The sequence below is a fragment of the Rhizobium leguminosarum bv. trifolii WSM2297 genome, assembly GCF_000271845.1.
This window is the reverse complement of the sequence record NZ_JH719392.1, coordinates 490203-512824: the sequence shown is the minus strand read 5'-3', so window position 1 is coordinate 512824 and position 22622 is coordinate 490203. Positions and strand designations below refer to the sequence as shown.

Sequence of the window (22622 nt, the reverse complement as noted above, 5' to 3'; positions counted from 1 at the left end):
TGGCCATGTCCGCATCCGTTTCCATGGCCGCAGCTTTTGCCCTCTTCACCCTGGCGGTCACCAACAGCCTGGCAAGGACGATCGAAGCGCCCGAGCGCGGCGCCGTCCGGGCGGTGCTGATCGGCATCGATCTCTACCGCAACGTTCCGCCGCTGCATGGCGCCGTCGCCGATGCCGAGGACCTTTCCCTTTCACTGCGTTCGGTCGGCGTCGAGGACATGACGCTGCTGAAAAATGGCTCTGCCGACCGCGAAGGCATCTTCCACGCGATCGAGGCCGTGACGGAAAGGGCAGGGGCCGGCGACCTCGTCGTGCTCGGCATCGCCGGCCACGGATCGAGCGAGCCGGAGCGCGTCAAGGGCTCGAAACCGAGCGGCCGCGACGAGGTCTATGTTCTCGCCGGTTTCGATACCCGCCTGCCGGGCTCCCGCGAGCGCATCTTCGGCGACGAGTTCAAGGTGCTGATCCGCAACCTCGAGGCCAAGGGCGCCGATGTTGTCTTCATCGCCGATACCTGCCACGCCGGCGGCATGACCCGCGAGGTCGATCCGCGCGGCGCCGAGATCAGCTGGCGCCAGGCGCCCTCCTATACGATCGAGGAAGACGACCTCGCGCCGATTTCGACGACGGCGGATGCGCTCTCTACCGGCTTCGATTTCAAGCGGCTGACCTTTCTCGCCGCCGTCGACGACAACACCAAATCGCCCGAAATATCCATTCCCGGCATCCCGCAGAAACGCGGCGCGCTGAGTTATGCCACCGCTCGCGCCTTCGAAGGGGCGGCCGACCGCAACGGCGACGGCGCTGTCAGCCGCCGTGAACTCTTCGAATATGTCCGCCAGGCGGTCTATCAGTTCACCGACCAGCGGCAGAACATCTTTACCGAAAGCCCGCCCGGAACCGATCTCGACCGCGCTATCGTCTATGATTATGGCGGTGCGGTCACGACAGCGGCGGCAGCGAAATCAACCACTCCGCCGCCGGCCGAGCCCGCGCCGATCGCCGTCGCCGCCCTTGGCTCCGAGCCGGTGCTGCAGGGCATCGAGCCGGCCGTCACGCCGTTCAAGCTGACGGATGGCGCCAATGCCGAACTGGTCTTCGATCCGGAAAAACGCGAGGCGATTGCCGGCGGCGATGTCGTTGCCTCCGGCATCGGCGCCGGCGACATGCCTTTCGTCGTCGACCGGATGGCGGCGCTCGACACGCTGAAGCGGCTGTCGGAGGTTAATCCGCAGACAGTGCGTGTGACGCCTTCCGACACCGTCCATCGCGAAGGCGAGCGGGTCGGCGTTACGGTTTCGGACCTATCTGGCCGCAAGCTGGTGCTCTTCGACGTCACAGGCGATGGAACCGTGCAGTTCCTCTATCCCGGTGAGAAGGATGCCGATGCCGGCATGCCTCAGAATTTCGACCTCGATCTTTCCGTCGTCGCACCTTTCGGCACCGACCTGCTGGTCGCCGTCACCTCGGAAAGCCCGATGCCCGACCTTGTCGAGTTCCTGAAGCAGAACGACCGGCGCCGCACCGCCGGCAATATCGCCAGGCACCTTGGCGACGTCCTGCCCGAGGGCGCCCGCGTCGGATTTACGGTCCTCTATACCTCCGCCGGAGCCAAGCTATGAGCGCCTCGATCAGCCGGATCCTCACCATTGCCTCTGTCGTGCTGCTTCTGGCCTCGCCCGTGCTGGCGCAGCAGGATACGGATTTTGCCGGCGAGGATGGCGGGCGCGTCATCGGCGGCCAGGCGGCGAAGAAGGGCGAATGGCCCTGGCAGGTGAAGATCCTGGCACCCGATCCCGAACAGCGCGGCCGCTTCGGCGGCCATTGCGGCGGCTCGCTGATCGCGCCGCGCTGGATCCTGACCGCCGCCCATTGCGTCACCAGCGGCCGCTCCGGCAAGCAGGATCTGTTCGCCCGCGATCTCTTGATCGTCGAAGGCAAATCGAAGATCGACAAGGTCATCTCCGTCGACGGGCCGGATAAACCCGGCCTTGCCGTCGAAGACGTTGTCATTCACGAGGATTTCGACCGCAAGGTCTTTGCCAACGACATCGCCCTGATCAAGCTTGCCGAACCGGCCGTCTCGAAGTCGGCAGTGCTTGCCTCGGTCGCCGACGACGAAGTCGAGGCCGCCGGCCGCAAGGCCGTCGTCACCGGCTGGGGTTACACCAAGGCCGACCATGGCTGGGACGATAAATACCTGCCGACCGAGCTGCAGGAGGTCGAGCTGCCGATCGTCGCGCGCGAAGAATGCCGCGCCGCCTATCGCGACAGCTCGATGCGGATGAACCCGATCGACGAACGCAATGTCTGCGCCGGTTATGCCGAAGGCGGCAAGGATGCCTGCCAGGGCGACAGCGGCGGGCCGCTGGTTGCCCAGCGTCCCGACAAGAGCTGGATCCAGCTCGGCATCGTCAGTTGGGGTGCCGGCTGCGCCGAGGCCGAGCATTACGGGGTCTATACCCGCGTCGCCGCCTTCCGCGACTGGATCGCCGCCAAGACCGATGGCGATGTGCCCAATGTCGAAGGCCCCAATATCGAAGCGCCCGCCGGCGATCAGGTCGCCTCGACCACCACCGATGCCGGCACAAAACAGCGGCAGTCCGGCCAGAAACTGGCCAACCTCGCCATTACCACGCCCCCTGGCGATACCGCGCCTGCCGCCACGACCGAAATACCCGACGCCCCCGCCGCCAACGAACCCCCAGTCCAGGCGCCCGCCGTTCAGACGCCTGTTGTCCAGACACCGGCGATCGAAAGCTCGCCCGGCGACCGTGTGCTGCTGATCGGCATCGACGATTACGAAATGCGCGAGGCCAAACTGACGGGCTCCGCCTCCGACGTGAAGGCGATGCAGCTCTTCCTGGTGAAGACGCTCGCCTACCGCCCGGAACAGATCCACACGCTGACCAACCGCAAGGCGAGCCGCGAGGCGATCCTTGCCGAAATCGACGACTGGTTGGTGCGCCAGTCGACGCCCGGGAGCCGCGTCTTTCTCTATTTCAGCGGCCAGGGTTCGGAGGAAATGGGCGCCGAGGCGACGACGAGCCCGACGCTTGTCGCGGCCGACGCCAAACTGCTGCGCGAGGCCGGCAAAGTGACGGTCACCAACCAGATCCGCGAAACAGAAATCGCCGCGCGGCTGAACAGCCTCAAGGACCGCCGCGTCACGCTGCTGATCGATGCCTGCCATGTCGGCCCCGGCAGCCGCAGCGCGGTCGCAGCCCCCACGGGCTCGGTGCGTTGCCTCGGCCCGGCGCTGGCAGCGCTCGAACCGCCGAACAAATCGGGCAAGGAAGCAAAATTCTCCTTCGGCGGCGAAAACGCCATGGTCTGGTCGGCCGTCAACGCAGGCCAGTGGGCGCTGGTCGACCGCGAGGCAAAGCCGCCGATCGGCGTCTTCACCCGCGGCTTCATTGAAGGCGTCGAGGATGGCGTGGCGCGTGCCGCCGACAAGCCGAATGTCAGCAATGCCGCCCTGCTCGATTATGTCCGGCGCAAATCGGACGAATATTGCCGGACTCATGCCGAGGACTGCCGCTTCACCCCGGTGCCGCAATTTTATGGCCAGCCGGATGCGCTCGGCCGCGACGTCATCACCGGCGAGGAGGCGAAAACCCCGGTTGCCGCCGTCGAAAACACGCTGAAGACCGACAATGAAGCGGGCGTTGCAGTCGACGTGCTGCCCGGCACCTCGGTCGGCATCGGCGACAAGGTGGCGATGCGCGTCTCCACCAAAAAATCCGGTTACCTGATCCTGGTCGATATCGACGCCTCGGGCAAGCTGACCCAGCTCTACCCGAACAAGCGCTCGATGGGCCTGAAACCATCAGCCAAAAGCGGCGACAACCGGCTCGATCCGGCAAGGCCTGTGGTCGTGCCCGATGCGCGCAATCCTTATACCGGTTTCGAATATGTGGTGGAGGGGCCGGCCGGCGTCGGCATGGTCGTCGCCATCCTCAGCGACAAGCCGATCGAGGTGCTCGACCTGCCGGATGTGCCGACACCGCTCGTCGGCCAGCGCGCCGCCTTCAACTATGTCTACGATCTCGCCCGCACCTTGAGGATCGTCGGCGACGACGAGACCGGCGCCCAGGGCAAGTGGTCGTTCGATTCCAGATTCTATCGCATCCGCTGAAGAGGAGGGAACCGATGCCGAAATCCACTCTGCTGGCGGGTCTTGCCGCTTTTCTGATGACGTTCGCCCCAGGCCATGCCGGCGATGCCGGTGACGGCAAAACGATGCTTGCCGCCCAGGCCGGGCTTGCCGCCGAACTCATCGACCGCACCCTGGCAAAGGAGGGTGCTGCCAATATCATGGTGTCGCCGGCAAGCCTGGCCGCTGCCCTCGGCCTTGCCAGCCTCGGCGCCTCCGCCGAGGGCAAGGCCTCGATCGCCAAGGGCCTCGGCTTCGGCGGCGAGGTAAAGGGGCCGGAGAAGGTGCTTGCCGCCATGACCCCGGAGCAGCCGGCGGCCGCCGATGCACCTTTGGCAACCGCGGTTGCGATCGTCTTCGACGATCAGCTGCTGCTCGTCCCCGGCGCGCTCTCCATGCTCGCCACCCATCACGTCAAGCCCTCGATCGAGGATCTCGACGGACCGGCATCGGTCGAGCACATCAACGGCTGGGTCAAGCAGACGACGCGCGGCGCCATTCCCGTGATACTGGACGCACCGCCCGGCGGCGGTTTCGTCAGCCTCGGGGCGCTCTCCTTCAAGGCGCGCTGGAAGACCGCCTTCGATAGGGAAAGCCCGGCCGCCGCCTTCCAGCGGCCGGACGGTTCGACGATTTCGGTGCCGATGATGCATCTTGCCGGCGACGGGCAAAAATTCCGCGTCGACGAGAAATTCGCCGCCGTCGACCTTGCCTATTCAGGCGAGATCTACAGCATGGTGGTGGTGGCGGCGCGCTCCGGCAAGGGTGTCGGCGGCGCCGACCTGCAGGCGCTCACCTCCTGGCTGCAGGGGGAAAAATTCGAGGCTGCCAAGGGCGAAATCTTCCTGCCCCGCTTTTCTCTGAACGACGGGCGTGATTTGATGCCGGTGTTGAATGCGATGGGCGTGGCGCCCGACAAGGTCAAGGATGCGGCCTTTCCGGGTTTCACCAAGGAAAACATCCGCTTGTCGCGCGTCCTGCAGAAGACCATGATCAAGGTTGACGAAAACGGCACGGAGGCGGCGGCAGCCACGGCAGCGATGTCAGAACGCAGCATCGATCCGAAACTCGTTCGCGTCATCGCCGATGCCCGGTTTGCCTTCGCGCTCAGGGATACAACGACCGGCCTGCTGCTCGCCGCAGGCCTGATCGGCGACCCGCTCCTAGAACAGGATGATTGAAGGCCGGGCGGCCTTCAATCATCCTGTTCTACATTAAAGAGTTAGAGCATGATGTCGTCCGAAAACCGCTCACACTTTTCGGCATCATGCTCTGGCAGGCGAATAGAAATGCCAATGATTGCAGGGGGACACGTGCATGAGAAGTGATCTGATCGCCCGCTACACGATCGGCGAGCCGGTCTATGAGAACGAGTTCATCGTCTATCCCGCCCAGGACAAGCGGATGGACCATGCGGTCTTCATCGTCGCCCCCGATGTGGCGCTGAAACTCGACAAGGCGCGGTTCGAGCGGGTCTGGACCTCGATCAACGAGGCGAAGTCTTTGACGGCACGGCGCTTCGTCGAAATCGAGGACCTCATTCCGCCGTCGCCGGAAGACGACAATTTCTACATCGTCGAGAAGCGGCCGTCGAAGACGCTGCGCCAGTATCTCGACGAAACCGAGATGGTGGCCTATGAGCGCGCCGCCGAGATCGGCCGCCACATCCTCGAAGGCCTGGCGACGCTGCACGGCGCCGGTTACGCCCACAATGCACTGACCGACCAGTGCATCTATGTCTCCGAGGATTATTCCGGCCTGTCGGTCAGGATCGGCAACCTGCACCTGATCTCGAAGATCGGCGAGCACATCATCCCGCCCTATGTGCCGGAATTCGGGGCGCCGGAGATCTATGCCAGCGGCACCTTCTCCGCCTCACCGGCCCTCGACATCTATGCAATGGGCATGATCGCCTACAAGCTTTTCCTGCCGCGCCAGACCTATGCCAGCGTCTTCGACAGCGTCATGGTATGGGAAGACGAGCACCAGCGCGAGCAGAGCTGGAAAAACATCCATCTCGATCCTGCCAATGTCTTTCCCCGCCTCGACGTGCTGATCCCCGGTTTTCCCGAGGGCCTTGCAAGCCTGGTCGAAAGAATGCTGAGCCGCGACCCGGCCGGGCGCCCGCGCACCGGCGCCGATGCGCTCGGCGAATACACACGGGTGACGACAGGCATCCAGCCGATGGCGTGGGATCCGCGCGGCGGCATGCAGCAGCAGCCAGAGGCGGCAAAACCGAAAAAATGGACGCTTGCCAAGATTTCGATGATCGCAGCACTGCTCTTGATCTGCATCGGCGTCGGTATCGTCACCATCCCGAAATTGCTTGCCCCGGATCCGAAGCTGGTTGCCGACGTCGGCGTCTGGAAGAAGGAGGCCGAAACCCGCAAACAGCAGGCGATCGCCGCCAAGGCGCCCGAGCGGCCTGCCGGCGACCAGGCGAAGCTTTCCTATGACACCGGCGCTGCGGCGCTGACCTCGGCCGATGCCCTGCTGAAAGACGAAGATTACGACAAAGCCCTTCCGGGCTACCAGACCGCCGCGATCAATCTCGGCAATGCGCTGATCGCCATATCAAAGGAGGGCGCCGAGAAGGCGAAATCCGCCGCTTCGGCTGCGGGCGGCGACAAGGCGCCAAGTTTTGCCGAGGCCGATACCAAGATGAAGGCTGCCGCCGACAGTGCCACCGCCAAGCAGATGCATGGCGCCGTCGACGGCTACGACGCGGCGAAGGCGGCTTTTGAAGACCTTTCCGAGGCGCTCACCGCGCTGACGGCAGCCGAAAAGAACGCGGCGGCCAAACGCGAAACGGTCAATCGCATCGGCGCCGGCGACAGCCCAGACGTCGCCAAGGCGAGCGGCCTGATGGCGGATGCCAAGGCCAAGGCCGAGCAATGGCAGATGCCGGCCGCGACATCGGGCTATGGCGACGCCGCCAAACTTTTCGACGCTCTCATCGCCGATGTTATGGCGTCGAAGGACGAGGCGACGGCGCTGAAGCAGAAAGTCACCGATCTCAACGCCTCGATCGCCACCCGCGCCGGTGCCGCCGATCCGGCGCTTGCCGCCCTCGCGCCGAAGATCGGCGAGGCCGACGGCCGCTACAGCGCCGAGGCCTATAAACTCGCGGTCGCAGCCTACCAGCCGATCCTTGCCGATCTCGAGGCGCTGTCGGCGCGCGGCTTCTGCCCGGTCTCGCCGACCCTTGCCTTCGAAACCGTGCCGGCCGGAAGTTATTCGCTTGATAATGTCCGGCTGATGACCGCCTCGATGAAGGAGCTCGGCGGCATGCTCGGCGTAGCCAATGGTGCCGTGAAGGTCGAAAAATCCTTCTGCATGCAGACGAAAGCCGTCACCCGCGCGGAAATGGCGCAATATTACACCGCCAATTCCGATCCCTCTGCGGCCCAGGCCTATGCCGACAACCCTGAGCAGCCCGCCGACGACGTGCCGCTTGCCATAGCGCAGAACTATACTGCCTGGCTGTCGAAACAGCTGAACGCCCCCGTCCACCTGCCGTCGGCAACGGAGTGGATGGCAAGTGCCACGAAGATCGCCACGGAAAAACTGCCCGACAATGGCGACATCATCCTGCAATGGAGCGCCACCCCCTGCGAAGCCGGCGGCAACGTCGCCTTCATGGCCCAGGAAGGCTCCACCTTCGTCGTCTGCTCGGACGCCTCGGCCGGTGGGATTTTTCGAGTTACTGCTGAGTTGCGGTGAGGTGCCAAAACGTGGAAAGCGGAAAGGGAGAGCGGTATGCCGCTGATCGCGAGCGCCGGATAATTTCGGGGTTCGGTATCACGTGGCGGCGCCTCACCGGCCTATAACTATGCGCAAGAGGCGGCGGGAGACAATTTCCGCTTTGCGCCCCCATTTCAGCCGTTCAGACACCATGGTCAGTGTCCCAAAACCTGCCATCGAGCTGAGTCCCATAAAACTCAAAGATGGCAGCAACGCCAGCCATGCTGGCATGTCGATGGCGACAGGTGTCACCCGGCACTGCCGGGTGACAGATCGTCCGGCCGACGTTGGGTGGAGGCCGCGGTCTGGTCGATGTCGTCAAGACCTGATGAACGAGAGCAGGTCGGGGTTGAGGACATCCGCATGTGTGGTCAGCATGCCATGGGGGTAGCCCGGATAGGTCTTCAGCGACCCGTTCTTGAGCAGGTCGACCGCGCGCGGCACGGAACTTGCGAAGGGGACGACTTGATCGGCCTCGCCATGCATCACCAGCACCGGCACGGTGATCTTCTTGAGGTCTTCGGTATAATCTTCCAGCCAAGAGTCGACAGTCGCGTAGTGAGCCAGAGCACCACCGGCCATGCCCTGGCGCCACCAGTTCGCAATGATCGCCTCCGAAGGCTCGGCCCCGTCGAGGTTGTAACCGTAGAACGGGTTCTCAGGGACGAACCGGAAGAACTGCGACCGGTTGCCCAGCACGCCCGCGCGGATCGCTTCGAACCACTCCGGCGGCTGACCGGACGGGTTGTCCTCGCTCCGGTACATGTTCGGCGTCAGGGAAGCGACCAGTACCGCCTTCGCGACCCGCTCCGGGTGGCGGGCGACATAACGAGCTACCTCACCGCCACCCGTGGAGTGGCCGATGTGGATCGCGTCGCGCAGGTTGAGGTGCTCGGTCAGGGCCGCCAGGTCAGCAACCCAGTGGTCCATGTCGTTGCCGGTGCCGGGCTGATCGGACCGGCCGTGGCCGCGCCGGTCGCGGGCGATCACCCTGTAGCCGTGGTGAAGGAAGAAGGTCATCTGGGCGTCCCAGTCGTCCGCCGAAAGCGGCCAGCCATGGCTGAAAACGATCGGCTGGCCTGAGCCCCAGTCCTTGTAGAAGATGTTTACGCCGTCCGTGGTAGTGATTATAGGCATCGGGTCTCTCCATCTGCGTTGTTAAACATTCCTTTGATGGTCAAAATTAATCATTTAGAGCCATTCATCCACGCGCTACTGCAATAATCAACGCAAGATTGCCACGCATGCCTCATCTTTGTTTTCGACGCGCAGGCGAAATACTCCGGTAGACGCGTTCGATTATATCCCGAAATTGCGACGTTAATTAAATCCCCCTTTTGTCGAAGACAAATACCTTGTACGTTCGAGCTATGCCTTAAAGGTATAGCGAGGACCCGATGGAACTGAGGCATTTGCGCTATTTTATTGCTGTTGCGGAGGAGGGAAGCTTACTGACCGCAGCACAGCGGCGGCTTCACACGTCCCAGCCCTCACTCAGCAGGCAAATTCGCGATCTGGAAACCGAAGTCGGTGTAAAACTGTTGGAACGGCAGTCGCGCGGCGTGACGCTCACCGCCGCCGGTAAAGTGTTTCTTGATCACGCGCGACTGGCGTTATTGCAAGTCGAGGCGGCTGCGGAAGGGGCCCGGCGGGCAGAACGGCCGGAAAAGCAGTCATTCACTATCGGTTTTCTCGCAGGGCAAGAGGTCGTGTGGCTACCCCATGCATTGCGCATTATTCGTGAGGAAGCGCCGGAGGTTGAAATCATATTGTCCAGCCAGTCTTCCCCGGATCTGGCTCTGGCACTGATGCGAGGCAAGCTGGACGTCGCTTTCCTTCGCCCCGAGACGCAGAGTGTTGGTGTGTCCTTCAAGTTTTTAGCCAAGGAGCCACTGATCGCCGTGCTGCCGGCGGACCATCGCTTGACGTCGCGCAAAAAGATCCTGCCGCAGGACCTTGCCCGCGAAACTTACGTCAGTTCGGCTAGAATTTCTCCCGTATTGCAATCCGTGATCCAGGATTACGCGTCGAACGTTGGGATCACACTCAAGGCAGAGTACGAAGGCGAAGGCCTACCATCAGCAATGTCGCTCGTCGTGTCTACGGGTGGAATAACGCTTATTCCGCTTTATGCGCAAAATATGCTTACACCAAATGTCGTCGCCAGGGCACTTGAGGGTGTGCCGCCGACAATTGATCTCACCTTAGGATACAACGATTCAAATTCCTCACCTTTGCTCCGCCGATTTTTGTCTCGTTCTGATGAATTAGTCGCCAACGTACAAAGTCAGAGCATCATCCGCTATGCTGAGGTTCCATAGTAGAGATCAAGCTTATGCGATTTCTGCTCGTTGGCGTGCTCCCCAATTTTGTTCAGTATTCTCGATTTCGGGTATCGATCCATCTCGACTTTTCCGATCAAGGAGCGCGAGGCAAAAGTGGAGGGCAGGCTTCACCATTATCAGAGGTCGACCAATTCAAGGGGTGTGACAGCTGTTTTGTGGGCCGGAGGCTCTCCAAGCAGATCGGAACTCAGGACGAGTGACCTGCCACTGAACTTTCATCCAGCGGCGGTTAGAGCCTCGGCGGCTTTGAATACGCCAAATGGCGCGGTGTGAGCAACCGGCGGAAACGCGAAGCTTTCATCTTGCGCAGCGTTGGAGCCGGTTGCGGCGATGGTCCCGGCATAGTCTGCCGGGGTCTGATATCCGAGCGATGAGTGCGGCCGGAAATGGTTATAGTCCTCAGCCCATTCAGCGATGGCGCTGCGGGCGTGATCGAGGCCGAAGAAGAGGCTCTCGTTGAGCAACTCGTCGCGCATCCGACCGTTGAAACTCTCCACATAGCCGTTCTGCATTGGCTTTCCCGGCGCGATGTAGTGCCACTCGACCTTGTGATCCTTCGACCAGGCCAGAATGGCATTCGAGGTGAATTCGGTGCCGTTGTCGGAGACAATCATGTCAGGCTTGCCGCGTCGTTCGATCAGCGTCGTCAGTTCCCGAGCAACACGGCGACCGGAGATCGACGTGTCGGGGATTGCCGCCAGGCATTCACGCGTCACGTCGTCGACAACATTGAGCACCCGGAAGCGTCTACCGCAGGCAAACTGGTCGTGGACGAAATCCAGCGACCAGCGGGCATTGGCCTTCGCTTCGACCAGGATCGGCGCACGCGTGCCGACAGCACGCCGACGGGCTTTTCGCTTGCGAACGGAAAGCCCTTCCTCGCGATAAAGACGGTATATGCGATTGACCCCGGACGGCTCCCCGTCTCGCCGAAGCAGGATGAATAGCCGCCGGTAGCCGAAACGCCGTCGCTCATTAGCGAGGTCACGCAGCTTCGCTCGCAGATCGACCTCCGGCGGTCGATTGGACCGATAACGGATCGTCTTGCGGTCGGCGGATACGATCTGGCAGGCCCGCCGTTCCGAAAGACCCATGACGGCCTTCAGATGCGTGACGGCTTCACGCTTGGCGGCAGGCCCTACCATTTTTTTGCAAGAAGCTCGCGGAGTGCGGCCGCATCCAGCATCTGCTCGGCCAGCAACTTCTTTAGCCTGGCATTCTCGTCCTCAAGCGCCTTCAGCCGCTTCGCCTCGGAGACTTCCATGCCGCCGTATTTGGCCTTCCAGTTATAAAACGTTGCTTCTGAAATCCCGTGCTTGCGGCAGAGGTCGGCTGCCGTCGCGCCAGCCTCCTGCTCCTTCAGCACACCGATAATCTGCTCTTCCGTAAATCTCTGCTTCTTCATTCGTCCGTCCCTTAATAGGCCGGACTCTAATCCATTCTGGAGGAAATTCTCAGTGGCAGGTCACGAGGTCCAGAGTTTCGCCTCCTAGTCGAGCTTGATTTCGATCTCGGACAGCGCTCCACATTCGATTGACCATCGCCAACCGAAATCCGCAGGATGTTCAAGTTTCGCAAATAGGACGAAACGACTGGACCTGCCAGCGTCACCAGCCTAGCTTGCGAACTGATCGGAGGCCGTTCATGCTCCAGGAGTTAACACGAAACGAAGCTCTAGCCGGCGACATCGGCCCCGCGATAAAATGACGCTGAACCCCATGCTGCCGAAACACCGCCTCATCCTTCTGCGCCACGCCAAATCCGCTTGGCCCGACGGTGTGGCCGACCGTGAACGGCCGTTGGCGGATCGCGGGCGTAAGGCAGCACCCGTCATCGGCACCTATATGGTGCGCGAAAAGCTGATCCCCGATCTCGCCCTCGTCTCGCCGGCCCGCCGGGCGCAGGAAACCTGGAAGCTCGTTCGCGAGGCCCTTTCGAAAAAAGTCTCCGAGCGCGAGGCGGCGGATATCTACGAGGTGTCGGCTGAGCGCATCCTCGATGTGATCCGGGCCGTCGAACCTGGCATCCGTACGCTGCTCATCGTCGGCCACAATCCCGGCATGGAGAATGCGGCCTCGCTTATCGTGGCGGACGGCGATGCCGATGCCGTGGGACGCATGCGGGAGAAGTTCCCGACGGCCGGACTCGCCGTCATCGACCTCGATCTCGACAGATGGGATGAGCTTGCGGCGGGCACCGGTTATCTCGAGCGGTTCGTAACCCCCCAATCGTTAGGATAAGAAGGGCACTTTCCGGTGTGACTTTGGTGGACATGGTGCACGGCCTCATTCTACCAACGCTTGGGTCGCTTCGCGCCAAAAGCCGCCATTCCGCCCCAGCGGTGATTAGATCACGAATTCCTCCTCGTACGTCTGTGGCTCGGGAACGACCGTGACCTCCACCGGAATGATCCAATTGGCCGCGTAGCTCTCGCAATCGGAACGCTGGAGGTCGGGCTGCAAGCGCCCGGCCCCATCGATCGCGCGACATCGCAGTGTATATCGCCCCACTTCTTCGGGGGTCCACATGTACTCCCACAAGCGCCAAGCAAAGGGACGTTCTGTTTCGAGGAGCCTTGCCTCGCGCCAGCCCCTGCCATCTCCGGTGCAGACCTGCACCTGCCGGATAGGAGCCTCTCCGCTCCAGGCGGCACCGAAAATCCGGTACGGTTGGCCGACGCTGAGACGCGCCCCCTGTACGGGACGCGCGATCTGCGCTTTGACCTCCATCTCTGCAAGGGGGACCAGCGTGGGTTCCCCGAGGCTGCGCTCCCAACGGAAATAGTCGCGCGCCTGCCAGTAGCCAAGGAACGGTTGCTCCACAACCGTGATATCAGTGATCCACTTGACCCAAGCCATGCCGAACCAGCCACCCACGACCGCGCGTAGCGGGTAACCGTGATCGCGCGTCAACGGCTCGTCGTTCATCGAATGGGCAAGGATCGTGCTGTCAGCGATGGCCTTCTCAAGCGGTAGACTGCGCGCAAAAGCGATGGGGCCGGGAGAAGCCGTTTTCTTGTTCGAGTCGACGATGCCGCTGTCTGCACCAACGAGCAGAACCTCACATGCGGTTGGCTTAACGCCCGCCATTTCCAAAATCTCGCGCAGAAGAACACCTGTCCACGCGGCATTGCCGACGGCTCCGTTCTGCCACTGCAACCCCTCCCTCGGCGGCTCATAGTAGACGCGCCCGTTCCCTGCGCACTCGACGACGGCGGTGAAAGTCGTGCTCCGCATTGCCTTGATGCTGTCGAGGTCAAGTTCGAGCGGCCGCTCTACCGCCCCGCCAACGCGCAATCTCCAGTCTAGCGCATCGAGGTTCGGCGACGGGAAATGGTTTCGCACGAAAAACTGCTCGGTTGGGATCAGCCAATCGGAGAGCGACGAAAACGGAAACTCGATGTTTTGTGGGGATTTCTGTCGAACGATTAGACTGGGTTGCTGTGGTGTCGGCATCGTCCTCGTCTCTCCTTCCAAGAGCACAACGTCGGCCCTCGATCGCGCGAATTCCGGTTCGATCACACCGCACCTCGAGAGTGCGTCTGTCGCATTCCGCCTTCGGGCCGTATGCTAGCACATACCGCACGTTTCCCGGATCGACCTCGAACGGCAACAAAGGGCCGACACGAGCCAAGACTCAGAAACGTACACATTTTCATATGCTACGTTCTTCAAAAGCAACTTCAACCACGCTTTGTCACGCTTTAAACTCGCCTGCATTCGGGAGGAATGTCGCCAGCCCGCCGATCGCTGGGAGGAAGGCGCAGAGATCGAATACTTCGGAAAGGCCTACCTCGGACTGCGCTGACCGCGCTCCGTGAATGCTTCTGAGCCGGAAAGGCTCTAGCCGCGGGCAAACGCCGCCAGCGTCTCTCCCGCCATCCGATAGCGGATCCATTCCTTCTGCGGCTCCGCGCCGATCGCCTCATAGACGCGGATCGAAGGTTCGTTCCAGTCGAGCACGCTCCATTCAAAGCGGCCGCAGTTCTTCTCCAGCGCGATCTGCGCCAGGCGCCGCAGCAGGGCCTTGCCGGCCCCGGAGCCGCGCGCGTCCGGTGTTACATAGAGATCCTCCAGATAAAGGCCGTTCTTCGCTTGCCAGGTGGAATAGCTGAAGAAATAGACCGCCATGCCGATCGCCTGGCCGCCGTCGCGTTCGCAGATCAGCGCATGCGTGACCGAACCGTCGCCGAAGATCGCCGCACGCGTGCTCTCCTCGGTCGCCTCGACCTCGTCGATCGCCTTTTCATAATCGGCCAATTCGCGGACAAATCGCAGGATTGTCGCGGCGTCCGAAGGCATTGCGGGGCGTACGGTAAGGGTCATGTGAGAGGCTCCTGATCTGGCGCTTGGCGCTCCAGATGAAAGAACCGTCCCGGCCTGTCAACCGTATGAAGTGCGGAGTGCGGCTGCGGCAGCGGTAATTTCGGCAGCCTCGCGTTCAAGCAGTGTCGTTAAAATAAATTTCAATTCCCAATTTCAAAATACGCGCGTATATTGCATATGGGGATTGCATTCCGTGCCTTGAGGGGTCGAGGAGAATGTGCTGGAATACGTCGTCTGCATTCACGCCGGTCGGGCTTTCTTTGGGCAGTCCGGCATCTCACAGGATCGTACGAACGCTGGGTGACGCCGCGTATCTGCTGATCAACGACTGGCCTTTCGATGACGGCGAGGAATATGTCGCTGCCGTCAAAGCCTGCGTCGACGCCATCAGCGGAAAAATCACCCCGCAGCAATTCCAGCAAGCGCTTTTGCGAGCGGCCAATGAGGCGGGCATCGCTGCGCTCACCGTCGTCCAGCAGGGAGCTGGTGAGCGGTGGCCGGACCTGCCTTCGAGCGCGCAAGGATAGTCCTTATTTCAAAGGTCGCATTGATTTGCGCAGAATTGAACGGTGATAGGATGTCAGGCAGCTCCGGCGTGCCGCTAAGCCCTCTTGAGGCGAACTAGGATTGTTTTCGGGTTATCCGGTGCTCGCTCGACATCGACGATACCGGACGCACTCACGAGATCGCTTAGCCTGGGGAAGCCGTAGTTGCGCGCATCAAAGTCGGGCGCTTGCTTCGCCAGATGCCCGCCCACCTGGGCCAGATTGGCGCGACCGTCTTCATCAGCAGTTGCGATAATCGCTTTGGTCAACATGTCTCGCGCCGCTTTATTCAAGCCCGCCTTTTTAGGCGTCGCATTCGCGGCGGCAAGTTTGGCCTGAGCGGGGTTTTGGGCGGGAGGCGCCGCTTCTTCAACCTCCGTAGCCTGAGCATTGAGCACGTCGAAATAGACGAACTTGTCACAGGCAGTGATGAAGGGGCGCGGAGTCTTCCGCTCACCGAACCCATAGACGGTAACACCTTGTTCCCGGATTCTCGCCGCCAGCCGCGCAAAATCGCTGTCGCTGGAGATAATACAGAATCCCGAGAAACGACCAGTATACAGCAAGTCCATGGCGTCGATGATCATTGCGCCATCGGTCGCGTTCTTCCTGGTCGTATAGGCGAATTGCTGAATTGGATGGATGGAATGTTCGAGCAGGCATTCCTTCCAACTCTTGAGGTTGGGGCCGGTCCAGTCACCATAGATGCGTTTGACGCTAGCCGTTCCGTAGATGGCAATCTCAGCCAAGAGGCCGACGACGATCTTTGACGAAACGTTGTCGCCATCAATCAGCAGCGCTAGGTGTTTAGTTCCGGAATTTCCCGTTGCCATTGTTCCCTCCAACCTTCCCCGCAAAACTATACGTTGTGCAGGATATACTGCAACTTCGACTATGTGAGAACATTTGGGCAGCCGCCGCGCAGTATGTCTATCCGAAGTCGCGAACAAAACCTCCTCGCGAACATCACGACAACGCTCACCCCGGTACTGCTAGCCGCCGCGGCCGGCCAAGCTGATTGCGATCAACTTCCGGACGGCGTGAAGGTCCGCCAATATACAGTCACAGCGGCCAAGAAGATCTGGAGCAGGCTGAACCAGATGGGCAGGTTGAGCCGCTCGGCGGCCAGCAGGTATGGAGCGGGATGCGGTTTTCCTGCGATATAATCGCCATCGGCGACAATGGTTTGAAACCGACCGTCTAGCCCGGCTGCCGAAAGGTGCTCCTCGACCGCCGTCCGGCTTGATGAGGTTACAATGGCCGAAGGGATCCGCTCGGCTGCGAGGAAGGATAGAATTTCCGGCACGCCTGCTTTCGTTCGTAAATCCGTTTGAACCATCTGGGTGAAGAGTTCCGAAGCCTGCCTCCAGAAATCCTCCAGAGGGGCATCCTTACCGAACTGGGCCAACAAGAGTTCGCGGACATTGGAAGCCGGCATACCAATGGTTTCGAGATAGGCCGACAGCGGCAGTTCGAAACCTGCATTGCGTGGCGCCGCTATCGTGGCATCTCGATACAGAGCTTCGGTGTCGAAAATCAAACCGTCCATATCGAACAGGACGGCTTTGGGGGTACGGGGCAGGCGCAGCATTGATAGCCTTCGACAATTGGCATTCGCCTGACTGTATACAGCGTTGCCGTGAAGACGCCATGGAAACACAAAGCGGTTTGTCCGCTTCGGGCCGCCATGGCTCAGTCGCACCAAAAGGCAAACTCCCGGCGAAATCGGGCTGACCGCAGGCCGGCGGCGTCACGGCGGAATTGTCATCTCGAACGCTGCTTCAGGCCACTGGGCACCACCCGGCGGTGGGTCGTCGAGCAAGTTTTGGCTGTTAATGCGCGACTTCGGAAGCTGCCGACATCAATTCCTGCGAATTCGGTGCCTTGTATGTTTGGAACCCAGGCTCCAGAGCTTCCGTGAAGCTCCAGCGTACGATGCCCTCCCGGTCGAGGAGGAACTGACCGACAAGCTGCCCATGGTCGGCAGTCATCATCTGCTGGTCGGCTTCGGTCACTTGATATCCTTCCTTCTCGTTGAGAAATTCGTCCATCGCCATCACGCTCATGGGCTCGGGCAACTCGCCCGGAAGATCGATCCGTATCGCCATGGCCGCGTCGATCCCGATCTCGGGTAAGCCGAAGGCTTGGTGCGAAGCCCGCACCGGGTCGGAAGCAGCAAGAAGATCGGCTATCGGATGGTAACGGAAATAGAGCCGCGCGCGCTCGACCGGGGTGTTGACCACCGCCAGGGATTGGACGCCTTTCTCACGCAGCATCGGGTTGAGATAGGCCATCGCCGCGACGTGGCGGCGGCAGAACGGACAATGCAGGCCGCGAAACAAACCGATCAACAACGGGCTGCGGCCACGAAAATCATCAAGGGCGATCTTCCCCTCGCGTGAGATCGCATCAAACACAACATTCGGAACCCGGTCGCCGGGTTGTAGCGGATGGTCGACAGAGCGCGTGGACATGGACAACCTCCTCGCTCGGGGATCAGTCGAGAAAGGCGCCGCGTGCTTCGAGGTCGAGATTGACGTTGCTAGGCCTGACCTCTCGTTTTACCGCACCGCCAGGATCCAATATTAGAATGGCCTCACATTGGCTCATGGGCAAGCGATAAACAGCGAATCGCGAATGGAAAAAGCCTGTTTTCTGTAAACTCTGATATTTTAGGAGCCGTAGAGGCCGACACAGGGGCATGCCAACAACCCTTGCGCGCTATGAAAGTTATGCGCCAGCTACGGCCATTGACCAAGGAGACAATCGGCTCAGCAAACCGTTATAGTTGGTCCCGGCACGACCTTCTGGGTGACCCTCAGGCACTCGGGGATCGCTCGCCACTGGCAAATATGTCGGGAACGACGGAGAGCCCGATGTACAAACTTTATGGTGGTGACTTCACCCGTGCAACGCTCGTTCAATGGGTTCTCGAAGAAGGCAGGATCGAATACGAACTTAGAAAAATCGACATTCTCAATGGCGAGCACCGTTCCGCGGAATTCCTCGCCATAGACCCGGCCGGTTTAGTCCCGGTGCTGATTACCCCAGAAGGCGACGCGCTCTATGAGGTCGCCGCACTGATGTTGTACCTGGCTGACCGGCACCAGCTCACGGAACTGGCTCCTCCACCGACCGATCCGGACAGGGGGCACTTTCTCTCGGCGATATTCCATGTCGCCGGGGACATACAATCGGAGATGAAGCGCTTCCATTTTCCACACCGCTTTTCCCTCAGAAGCGAAGACAACGCCGGAATTCAGGATTTGGCAAAGTCGATCGTCCTCAGCCGATTGAGCGTGATGAACACCAGACTGGCGCAAAGAGGTCCTTACGTCCTGGGAACCCGATTTTCCCTTGCGGATTTCTATCTGAGCTTTTGGGTCGCATACCTCGACCGCGAAGCCGTCTGCCGGCAGTTTCCGTCGATTGCCAAGCTTTATCATCTGGTTCGCGCTCGCACGACCGCAATTCCGTATCTCGAAGAGACCGAGAGGATGGCAGATGCCTATGCGGAGATGATGAAACAGAACCCGAGCGGCGTCATTGCCTGACCAAAGCTGCGCTGTTGCTCCGCTCGAAATGGCAACCGGCGTTAGGGCCTCCCGGATTCCGGAATGGGCCGAACTCGGCCTTGGCCTAAAAGCATCCAGCGAAGTCGCTTGCCGAAAGGCTTGGGACGTCGAGTTGCGGCAGCCACCAAATCAATCATCGCCTGCCTGGGCCAGCACGGGAGCCGAGTGCCGGCTCCGCGGCCAATACCATGGTGGCGGCGTCCGGCAACTCGCTCCTTCAGCGCTGCGGGCCGTCTCTCAGGCCTCGGATTTCAGCTTGCCGCCAACCGCCCAGGAATCCTTGGCGATCTCGGTGATCAGGATTTCCAGCGATTCCGGCGGGCACGCCAGGGTTTCGACGGCGGCCTTGGTGGCTTCGCGCACGAAAGCGCGCTTCTGATCGTCGGTGCGGCCGGGATGCATCTGCAGGTGAAGGATGGGCACGTTTTTCTCCTTGGTCATGTTGTTCATGTCCGTCGCCTTGGCGCGGGCAGGACCACTATGTTGTAAATGCCGGGGTTGATAAATAAGCTGTTGGTGTCGTCATTCGAAACCAACAGGTAGGCAATCATGGACAAGCTGGCCGGCATGGCGATGTTCGTCAGGGTCATCGACAATGGCAGTTTCGCCGCCGCCGCAGAGATCGCGCAGGTGTCGCCTGCCATGGTTGCCAAGCATATCAAGACGATCGAGACCCGGCTCGGGGCAAAGCTGATCCACCGCACCACGCGTCGCCATCAGCTGACGGAGGTTGGCCAGCTCTATTACGAGCGCTGCAAGCGCGCGCTTTCGGAAGTGGCGCTGGCCGAGGCTTCGGCAAGCGAGCTGCAATCGGCGCCGCGCGGTCGGCTTCGGCTGGTGGCCCCCGTCAGCTTTGGGACGCAAATCCTGGTGCCGACGCTGGTCGAATACCAGAACGCCTATCCCGACGTCAGCATCGAGCTATCGCTCGACAACAATGTCCATGATCTCGTCGGCGAGGGGTTCGAACTCGGCATCCACATCGGTCCGCTATCGGACAGCAGCCTGGTCGCCCGCCCGCTCACGCCCTACCGGCGGATCCTCGCTGCCTCGCCGGACTATCTTGCTCGCCATGGCCGGCCGGCCACGCCGGAGGCGCTGACGAACCATCTCTGCCTCGGCCATTCCTATTGGCGCATGCAGGATCGCTGGCATCTGGTCGGGCCTGGCGGCGAAATGCGCGATGTGTCGATTTCCGGAAAATTCTCGACCAACCAGGGGGCAGCACTGCGCATGGCAGCGCTCAGCGGCGCCGGAATCGCGCTTCAGCCGGAACTGCTGCTCGCCGCCGATATCACAGAAGGACGGCTCGAGCAGGTGCTGCCGGAATGGTCCTACAAGCCTGTCCCGATGTCCCTCATCTATGCCCCGAACCGTCGGCCGACAGCGATGTTGCGGACGGTGATCGATTTCCTGGTGGAACAGTTTGGCTGACGACAAGCGGGGTCACACCGAACGTACGGATGTGCGCTCGACCAGCTTACAGGAGATGACGCGAGTGCTCGGTCGAACATTGCCGCCGGCCACCACGTTGTTCAACCATTCGGCTCCCTGAAAGCCGAGGTCATAATAGGGTAAAGCGGCTGTCGTCAGTTCGGGCTTCAATGCCGTTGAAACCGTCCGAAAGTCGTCGAAACCGACGATGCTGACATCCTCGGGAATTCGCAATCCCAGCGCCAATGTCGCAATGTAGACCTGAATCGCCATCTCATCGTTCCCGCTCATAATTGCGGTGGGACGATTCTTTTGTCGAAGCATTTCGGTTGCCGCGGCAAAGACATAGTTCTCTTCGGCCCCAACCGGGCCTTCCATGCCAAGACGAATAGAGAGATCGTCCTCTGCAAGTCCGACTTCCCCCGTGGTTTGACGGAAAGCCTTCAGGCGAAGTTCGGCGCCCAGCAGAACGGGATTGAGCTTGATATATCCAATTTTGCGATGCCCCCGTTCGATCAGATAGCGGGTGAGATCCTGCGCTCCCTGAAAATCGTCCGGCTCGATCGATGGCAGGAGTTCGTTCGTTTGCGATCTGCAGTTGATCATCACGGTGGGAATGCTGACATCACCCGCTTCGGGGTGGACAATGCGGTGGTACATCGTCACATAGAGAACACCATCAATGCGATGGGATTGGAATATTTTCCAAATCTCTGCCTCCCGCTCGGAAGAACCGCCTGTGTTGGCCATCAGGATGGTTTTTCCATTCGCATTTGCCCAATCCTGAATCCCGCGCACAATGTCGACCGAATAAGGCGTGGTAGACACATAGTCCGTAATGATTCCGAAGGTGTTCGACCGGCTGGAACGTATCAGCCGCGCAGCCATATTGGGGATGTAACCGAGGTCTCGGATGGCCTTTTCCACCCGCTCCCGCGTCTCTTCGGTTACATAGGGCTCACCGTTTATGACCCGAGAAACTGTCTTATTCGAAACCCCAGCCGCTTTTGCGACGCTGACAATGCTGACCATGCCGGTGAAATCTCCTATCGGGCCTCATATCTAACCCAGACGCATGACAACGTCGACATTTTTCTCTGACAACGTCGACAATGGCGATTGACAACGTCGTCATAGCGCGATTATTGTTCAGGCAATGCGGGCCGCTGTGATGGTGGCGGGCCTAAACAGGGAGGAAACGATGAAGAATCTACTTAGTGCCAGCGCGCTTGCGCTTGTGTTCATGGCGGCCTCCGCCCGAGCCGAAACGATCAACGTCTTGGTGGAGGGCGGCGGCGAGATGCTCCAGAAGGCCGTGGCTGAGAAGTTCACCGCTGAGACCGGCATCGAGGTGAAATTTACTGTCGTTCCTTATCAAGGCGTTTTCGACAAATTCTCGGCCGAGATTGCTTCAGAGTCATCCGCTTTCGACGTCGTGACAATCGATGTGGTCTGGAATGCAAAGTTCGCTAAACATGTCGAGGACCTCTCTCCTCTTTTCACCGAGGCTGTTCGCTCCGACCTGCCGCCTGCCTTGCTCGCCGACGCCAAGGTCGGAGACAAACTGATCGGGATGCCGGCATGGGCGAACGCCGAGATTGTCTTCTATCGAAAGGATCTGTTCGATAAGCCCGAGGAAAAGGACGCCTTCCGGGCGAAATATGGGTATTCCCTTGCTCCGCCCAAGACCTGGCAGCAATGGCGCGATATGGCTAAATTCTTCACGCGCGACACTGATGGCGATGGCAAGATTGACTTCTGGGGCACCGACACCATCGGGACCTTTTCGGAGGAGTGGATGGCACATGTGCTGCAGGCGGGCTCGCCCGGCGTGATCCTCGACAAGGACGGCAAGGTCATCATCGACAACGAGGCGCACAAGAAGGCGCTGGAATTCTACATTGCCCCGCACTGCACCGATCATTCCGTCCCGGAAAACGTCAACGAGATCGGTTGGGGTGAGGCGCAGAACCTGTTTTATCAGGGCAAGACGGCGATGATGAAATTCTGGGCGCACGCTTACAAGATGACGCCCGAGGATTCAAAGGTCAGCGGCAAGGTCGGTGTCGCTCCGATGCTCGACGGCGATGCAGGAATCGCAGCCATTCCCGGTCCCTGGTATAATGTCGTCCCGTCGACCTCGCAGCACAAGGAAGCAGCGAAGAAGTTCATCGCTTTTGCAATCGCCAACAACGCGTTGGGCATCGAAGCCCCGCTTGGCCTCGCCGCGACGAATTCCGCCTATCGCAGTTACGCCGGCAAGCCCGGCTACGAGCACTTCACGCCGCTGCTTGAGACACTCAGTGCGCCTGCGACCCAAGGTCGGCCGATGAACGAGAAATATCAGGAAATCGTTGATGAAACGGTCCTTCCGGCCGTGCAACAGGCCCTGACCTGTAAGGCGGATGTCGGCAAGATCCTGACGGATGCCAAAGAAACGATCGAGGACATCCTAAACTAACCCGCTATCCTCAACGTCGGCGGAGGAGAAAATCCTC

General features: G+C 60.6%; 19 protein-coding genes. 10 read left to right on the top strand and 9 right to left on the bottom strand.

Annotated features, from left to right (window positions below):
* The first annotated feature begins 5 nt into the window (after nucleotides 1–5).
* The 4 genes from RLEG4DRAFT_RS02335 (at nucleotide 6) to RLEG4DRAFT_RS02320 (ending at nucleotide 7879) form a co-directional block, all read left to right on the top strand.
* A complete protein-coding gene (locus tag RLEG4DRAFT_RS02335) occupies nucleotides 6–1622 on the top strand; it encodes a caspase family protein (RefSeq protein ID WP_003575112.1) in 1617 nt (538 codons plus the stop codon).
* Nucleotides 1619–4138 (top strand): trypsin-like serine protease, encoded by a 2520-nt coding sequence (locus tag RLEG4DRAFT_RS02330; RefSeq protein WP_003575110.1) that lies wholly within the window; start codon nucleotides 1619–1621, stop codon nucleotides 4136–4138. The genes RLEG4DRAFT_RS02335 and RLEG4DRAFT_RS02330 overlap by 4 nt, the downstream gene beginning before the upstream one ends.
* A 14-nt stretch (nucleotides 4139–4152) precedes the next feature.
* Nucleotides 4153–5337: a serpin family protein gene (locus RLEG4DRAFT_RS02325; protein WP_003575108.1), complete on the top strand. Its 1185-nt coding sequence runs from the start codon at nucleotides 4153–4155 to the stop codon at nucleotides 5335–5337.
* 136 nt (nucleotides 5338–5473) lie between these two features.
* Nucleotides 5474–7879, top strand: a complete 2406-nt coding sequence (locus tag RLEG4DRAFT_RS02320) for a protein kinase domain-containing protein (RefSeq protein ID WP_003575107.1) — start codon at nucleotides 5474–5476, stop codon at nucleotides 7877–7879.
* Nucleotides 7880–8218: 339 nt separating this feature from the next.
* Here RLEG4DRAFT_RS02320 and RLEG4DRAFT_RS02315 read toward each other — a convergent pair whose 3' ends face one another.
* Entirely contained in the window at nucleotides 8219–9037 is an 819-nt protein-coding gene (locus tag RLEG4DRAFT_RS02315; RefSeq protein WP_003575105.1) for an alpha/beta fold hydrolase, read from the bottom strand.
* A gap of 260 nt (nucleotides 9038–9297) precedes the next feature.
* Here RLEG4DRAFT_RS02315 and RLEG4DRAFT_RS02310 point away from each other — a divergent pair, with 260 nt between their 5' ends.
* Nucleotides 9298–10221, top strand: coding sequence for a LysR family transcriptional regulator (locus RLEG4DRAFT_RS02310; protein ID WP_003575103.1), 924 nt, complete (start codon nucleotides 9298–9300; stop codon nucleotides 10219–10221).
* Nucleotides 10222–10460: 239 nt separating this feature from the next.
* On the opposite strand, the gene RLEG4DRAFT_RS02305 is transcribed toward RLEG4DRAFT_RS02310, so the two are convergent.
* Nucleotides 10461–11650 (bottom strand): IS3 family transposase gene (locus RLEG4DRAFT_RS02305; protein ID WP_088941441.1). Its coding sequence is split into 2 segments (ribosomal slippage): nucleotides 10461–11398 and nucleotides 11398–11650, totalling 1191 coding nucleotides; the frame shifts between segments, so codons are not numbered across the junction.
* A gap of 298 nt (nucleotides 11651–11948) precedes the next feature.
* On the opposite strand from RLEG4DRAFT_RS02305, the gene RLEG4DRAFT_RS02295 reads away from it, so the two are divergent.
* Nucleotides 11949–12485, top strand: coding sequence for a SixA phosphatase family protein (locus RLEG4DRAFT_RS02295; RefSeq protein ID WP_003575100.1), 537 nt, complete (start codon nucleotides 11949–11951; stop codon nucleotides 12483–12485).
* Nucleotides 12486–12590: 105 nt separating this feature from the next.
* On the opposite strand, the gene RLEG4DRAFT_RS02290 is transcribed toward RLEG4DRAFT_RS02295, so the two are convergent.
* Nucleotides 12591–13700 carry a sulfite oxidase gene (locus RLEG4DRAFT_RS02290; RefSeq protein ID WP_003575098.1) on the bottom strand — a complete coding sequence of 370 codons (1110 nt, stop codon included), beginning with the start codon at nucleotides 13698–13700 and terminating at the stop codon, nucleotides 12591–12593.
* Between the two features lie 387 nt (nucleotides 13701–14087).
* Complete coding sequence (locus tag RLEG4DRAFT_RS02285; RefSeq protein ID WP_003575096.1) at nucleotides 14088–14570, bottom strand: GNAT family N-acetyltransferase; 483 nt, start codon at nucleotides 14568–14570, stop codon at nucleotides 14088–14090.
* A gap of 215 nt (nucleotides 14571–14785) precedes the next feature.
* Here RLEG4DRAFT_RS02285 and RLEG4DRAFT_RS02280 point away from each other — a divergent pair, with 215 nt between their 5' ends.
* A complete protein-coding gene (locus RLEG4DRAFT_RS02280; protein WP_003575094.1) occupies nucleotides 14786–15097 on the top strand; it encodes a DUF982 domain-containing protein in 312 nt (103 codons plus the stop codon).
* Between the two features lie 74 nt (nucleotides 15098–15171).
* On the opposite strand, the gene RLEG4DRAFT_RS02275 is transcribed toward RLEG4DRAFT_RS02280, so the two are convergent.
* The 3 genes from RLEG4DRAFT_RS02275 to RLEG4DRAFT_RS02265 form a co-directional block, all read right to left on the bottom strand.
* On the bottom strand, nucleotides 15172–15948 hold the full coding sequence (locus RLEG4DRAFT_RS02275) for an NYN domain-containing protein (RefSeq protein WP_003575092.1): 777 nt from the start codon (nucleotides 15946–15948) through the stop codon (nucleotides 15172–15174).
* A gap of 191 nt (nucleotides 15949–16139) precedes the next feature.
* Nucleotides 16140–16706 (bottom strand): HAD family hydrolase, encoded by a 567-nt coding sequence (locus RLEG4DRAFT_RS02270; protein ID WP_003575090.1) that lies wholly within the window; start codon nucleotides 16704–16706, stop codon nucleotides 16140–16142.
* Nucleotides 16707–16947: 241 nt separating this feature from the next.
* Complete coding sequence (locus tag RLEG4DRAFT_RS02265; protein WP_003575089.1) at nucleotides 16948–17589, bottom strand: redoxin family protein; 642 nt, start codon at nucleotides 17587–17589, stop codon at nucleotides 16948–16950.
* Nucleotides 17590–17991: 402 nt separating this feature from the next.
* Here RLEG4DRAFT_RS02265 and RLEG4DRAFT_RS02260 point away from each other — a divergent pair, with 402 nt between their 5' ends.
* Nucleotides 17992–18669 (top strand): glutathione S-transferase family protein, encoded by a 678-nt coding sequence (locus tag RLEG4DRAFT_RS02260; RefSeq protein WP_003575087.1) that lies wholly within the window; start codon nucleotides 17992–17994, stop codon nucleotides 18667–18669.
* A 258-nt stretch (nucleotides 18670–18927) separates the two neighbouring features.
* Here the strand turns inward: RLEG4DRAFT_RS02260 and RLEG4DRAFT_RS02255 are convergent, their stop codons facing one another.
* Nucleotides 18928–19131, bottom strand: coding sequence for a 4-oxalocrotonate tautomerase (locus RLEG4DRAFT_RS02255; RefSeq protein WP_085061874.1), 204 nt, complete (start codon nucleotides 19129–19131; stop codon nucleotides 18928–18930).
* Nucleotides 19132–19239: 108 nt separating this feature from the next.
* On the opposite strand from RLEG4DRAFT_RS02255, the gene RLEG4DRAFT_RS02250 reads away from it, so the two are divergent.
* Nucleotides 19240–20124, top strand: coding sequence for a LysR family transcriptional regulator (locus RLEG4DRAFT_RS02250; RefSeq protein ID WP_003575082.1), 885 nt, complete (start codon nucleotides 19240–19242; stop codon nucleotides 20122–20124).
* 12 nt (nucleotides 20125–20136) lie between these two features.
* On the opposite strand, the gene RLEG4DRAFT_RS02245 is transcribed toward RLEG4DRAFT_RS02250, so the two are convergent.
* Entirely contained in the window at nucleotides 20137–21156 is a 1020-nt protein-coding gene (locus tag RLEG4DRAFT_RS02245) for a LacI family DNA-binding transcriptional regulator (protein WP_003575079.1), read from the bottom strand.
* A gap of 169 nt (nucleotides 21157–21325) precedes the next feature.
* Here RLEG4DRAFT_RS02245 and RLEG4DRAFT_RS02240 point away from each other — a divergent pair, with 169 nt between their 5' ends.
* The gene (locus tag RLEG4DRAFT_RS02240) at nucleotides 21326–22585 is read left to right on the top strand and encodes an ABC transporter substrate-binding protein (RefSeq protein WP_003575078.1); all 1260 of its coding nucleotides are present in this window, start codon (nucleotides 21326–21328) and stop codon (nucleotides 22583–22585) included.
* The last annotated feature ends 37 nt before the right edge of the window (nucleotides 22586–22622 follow it).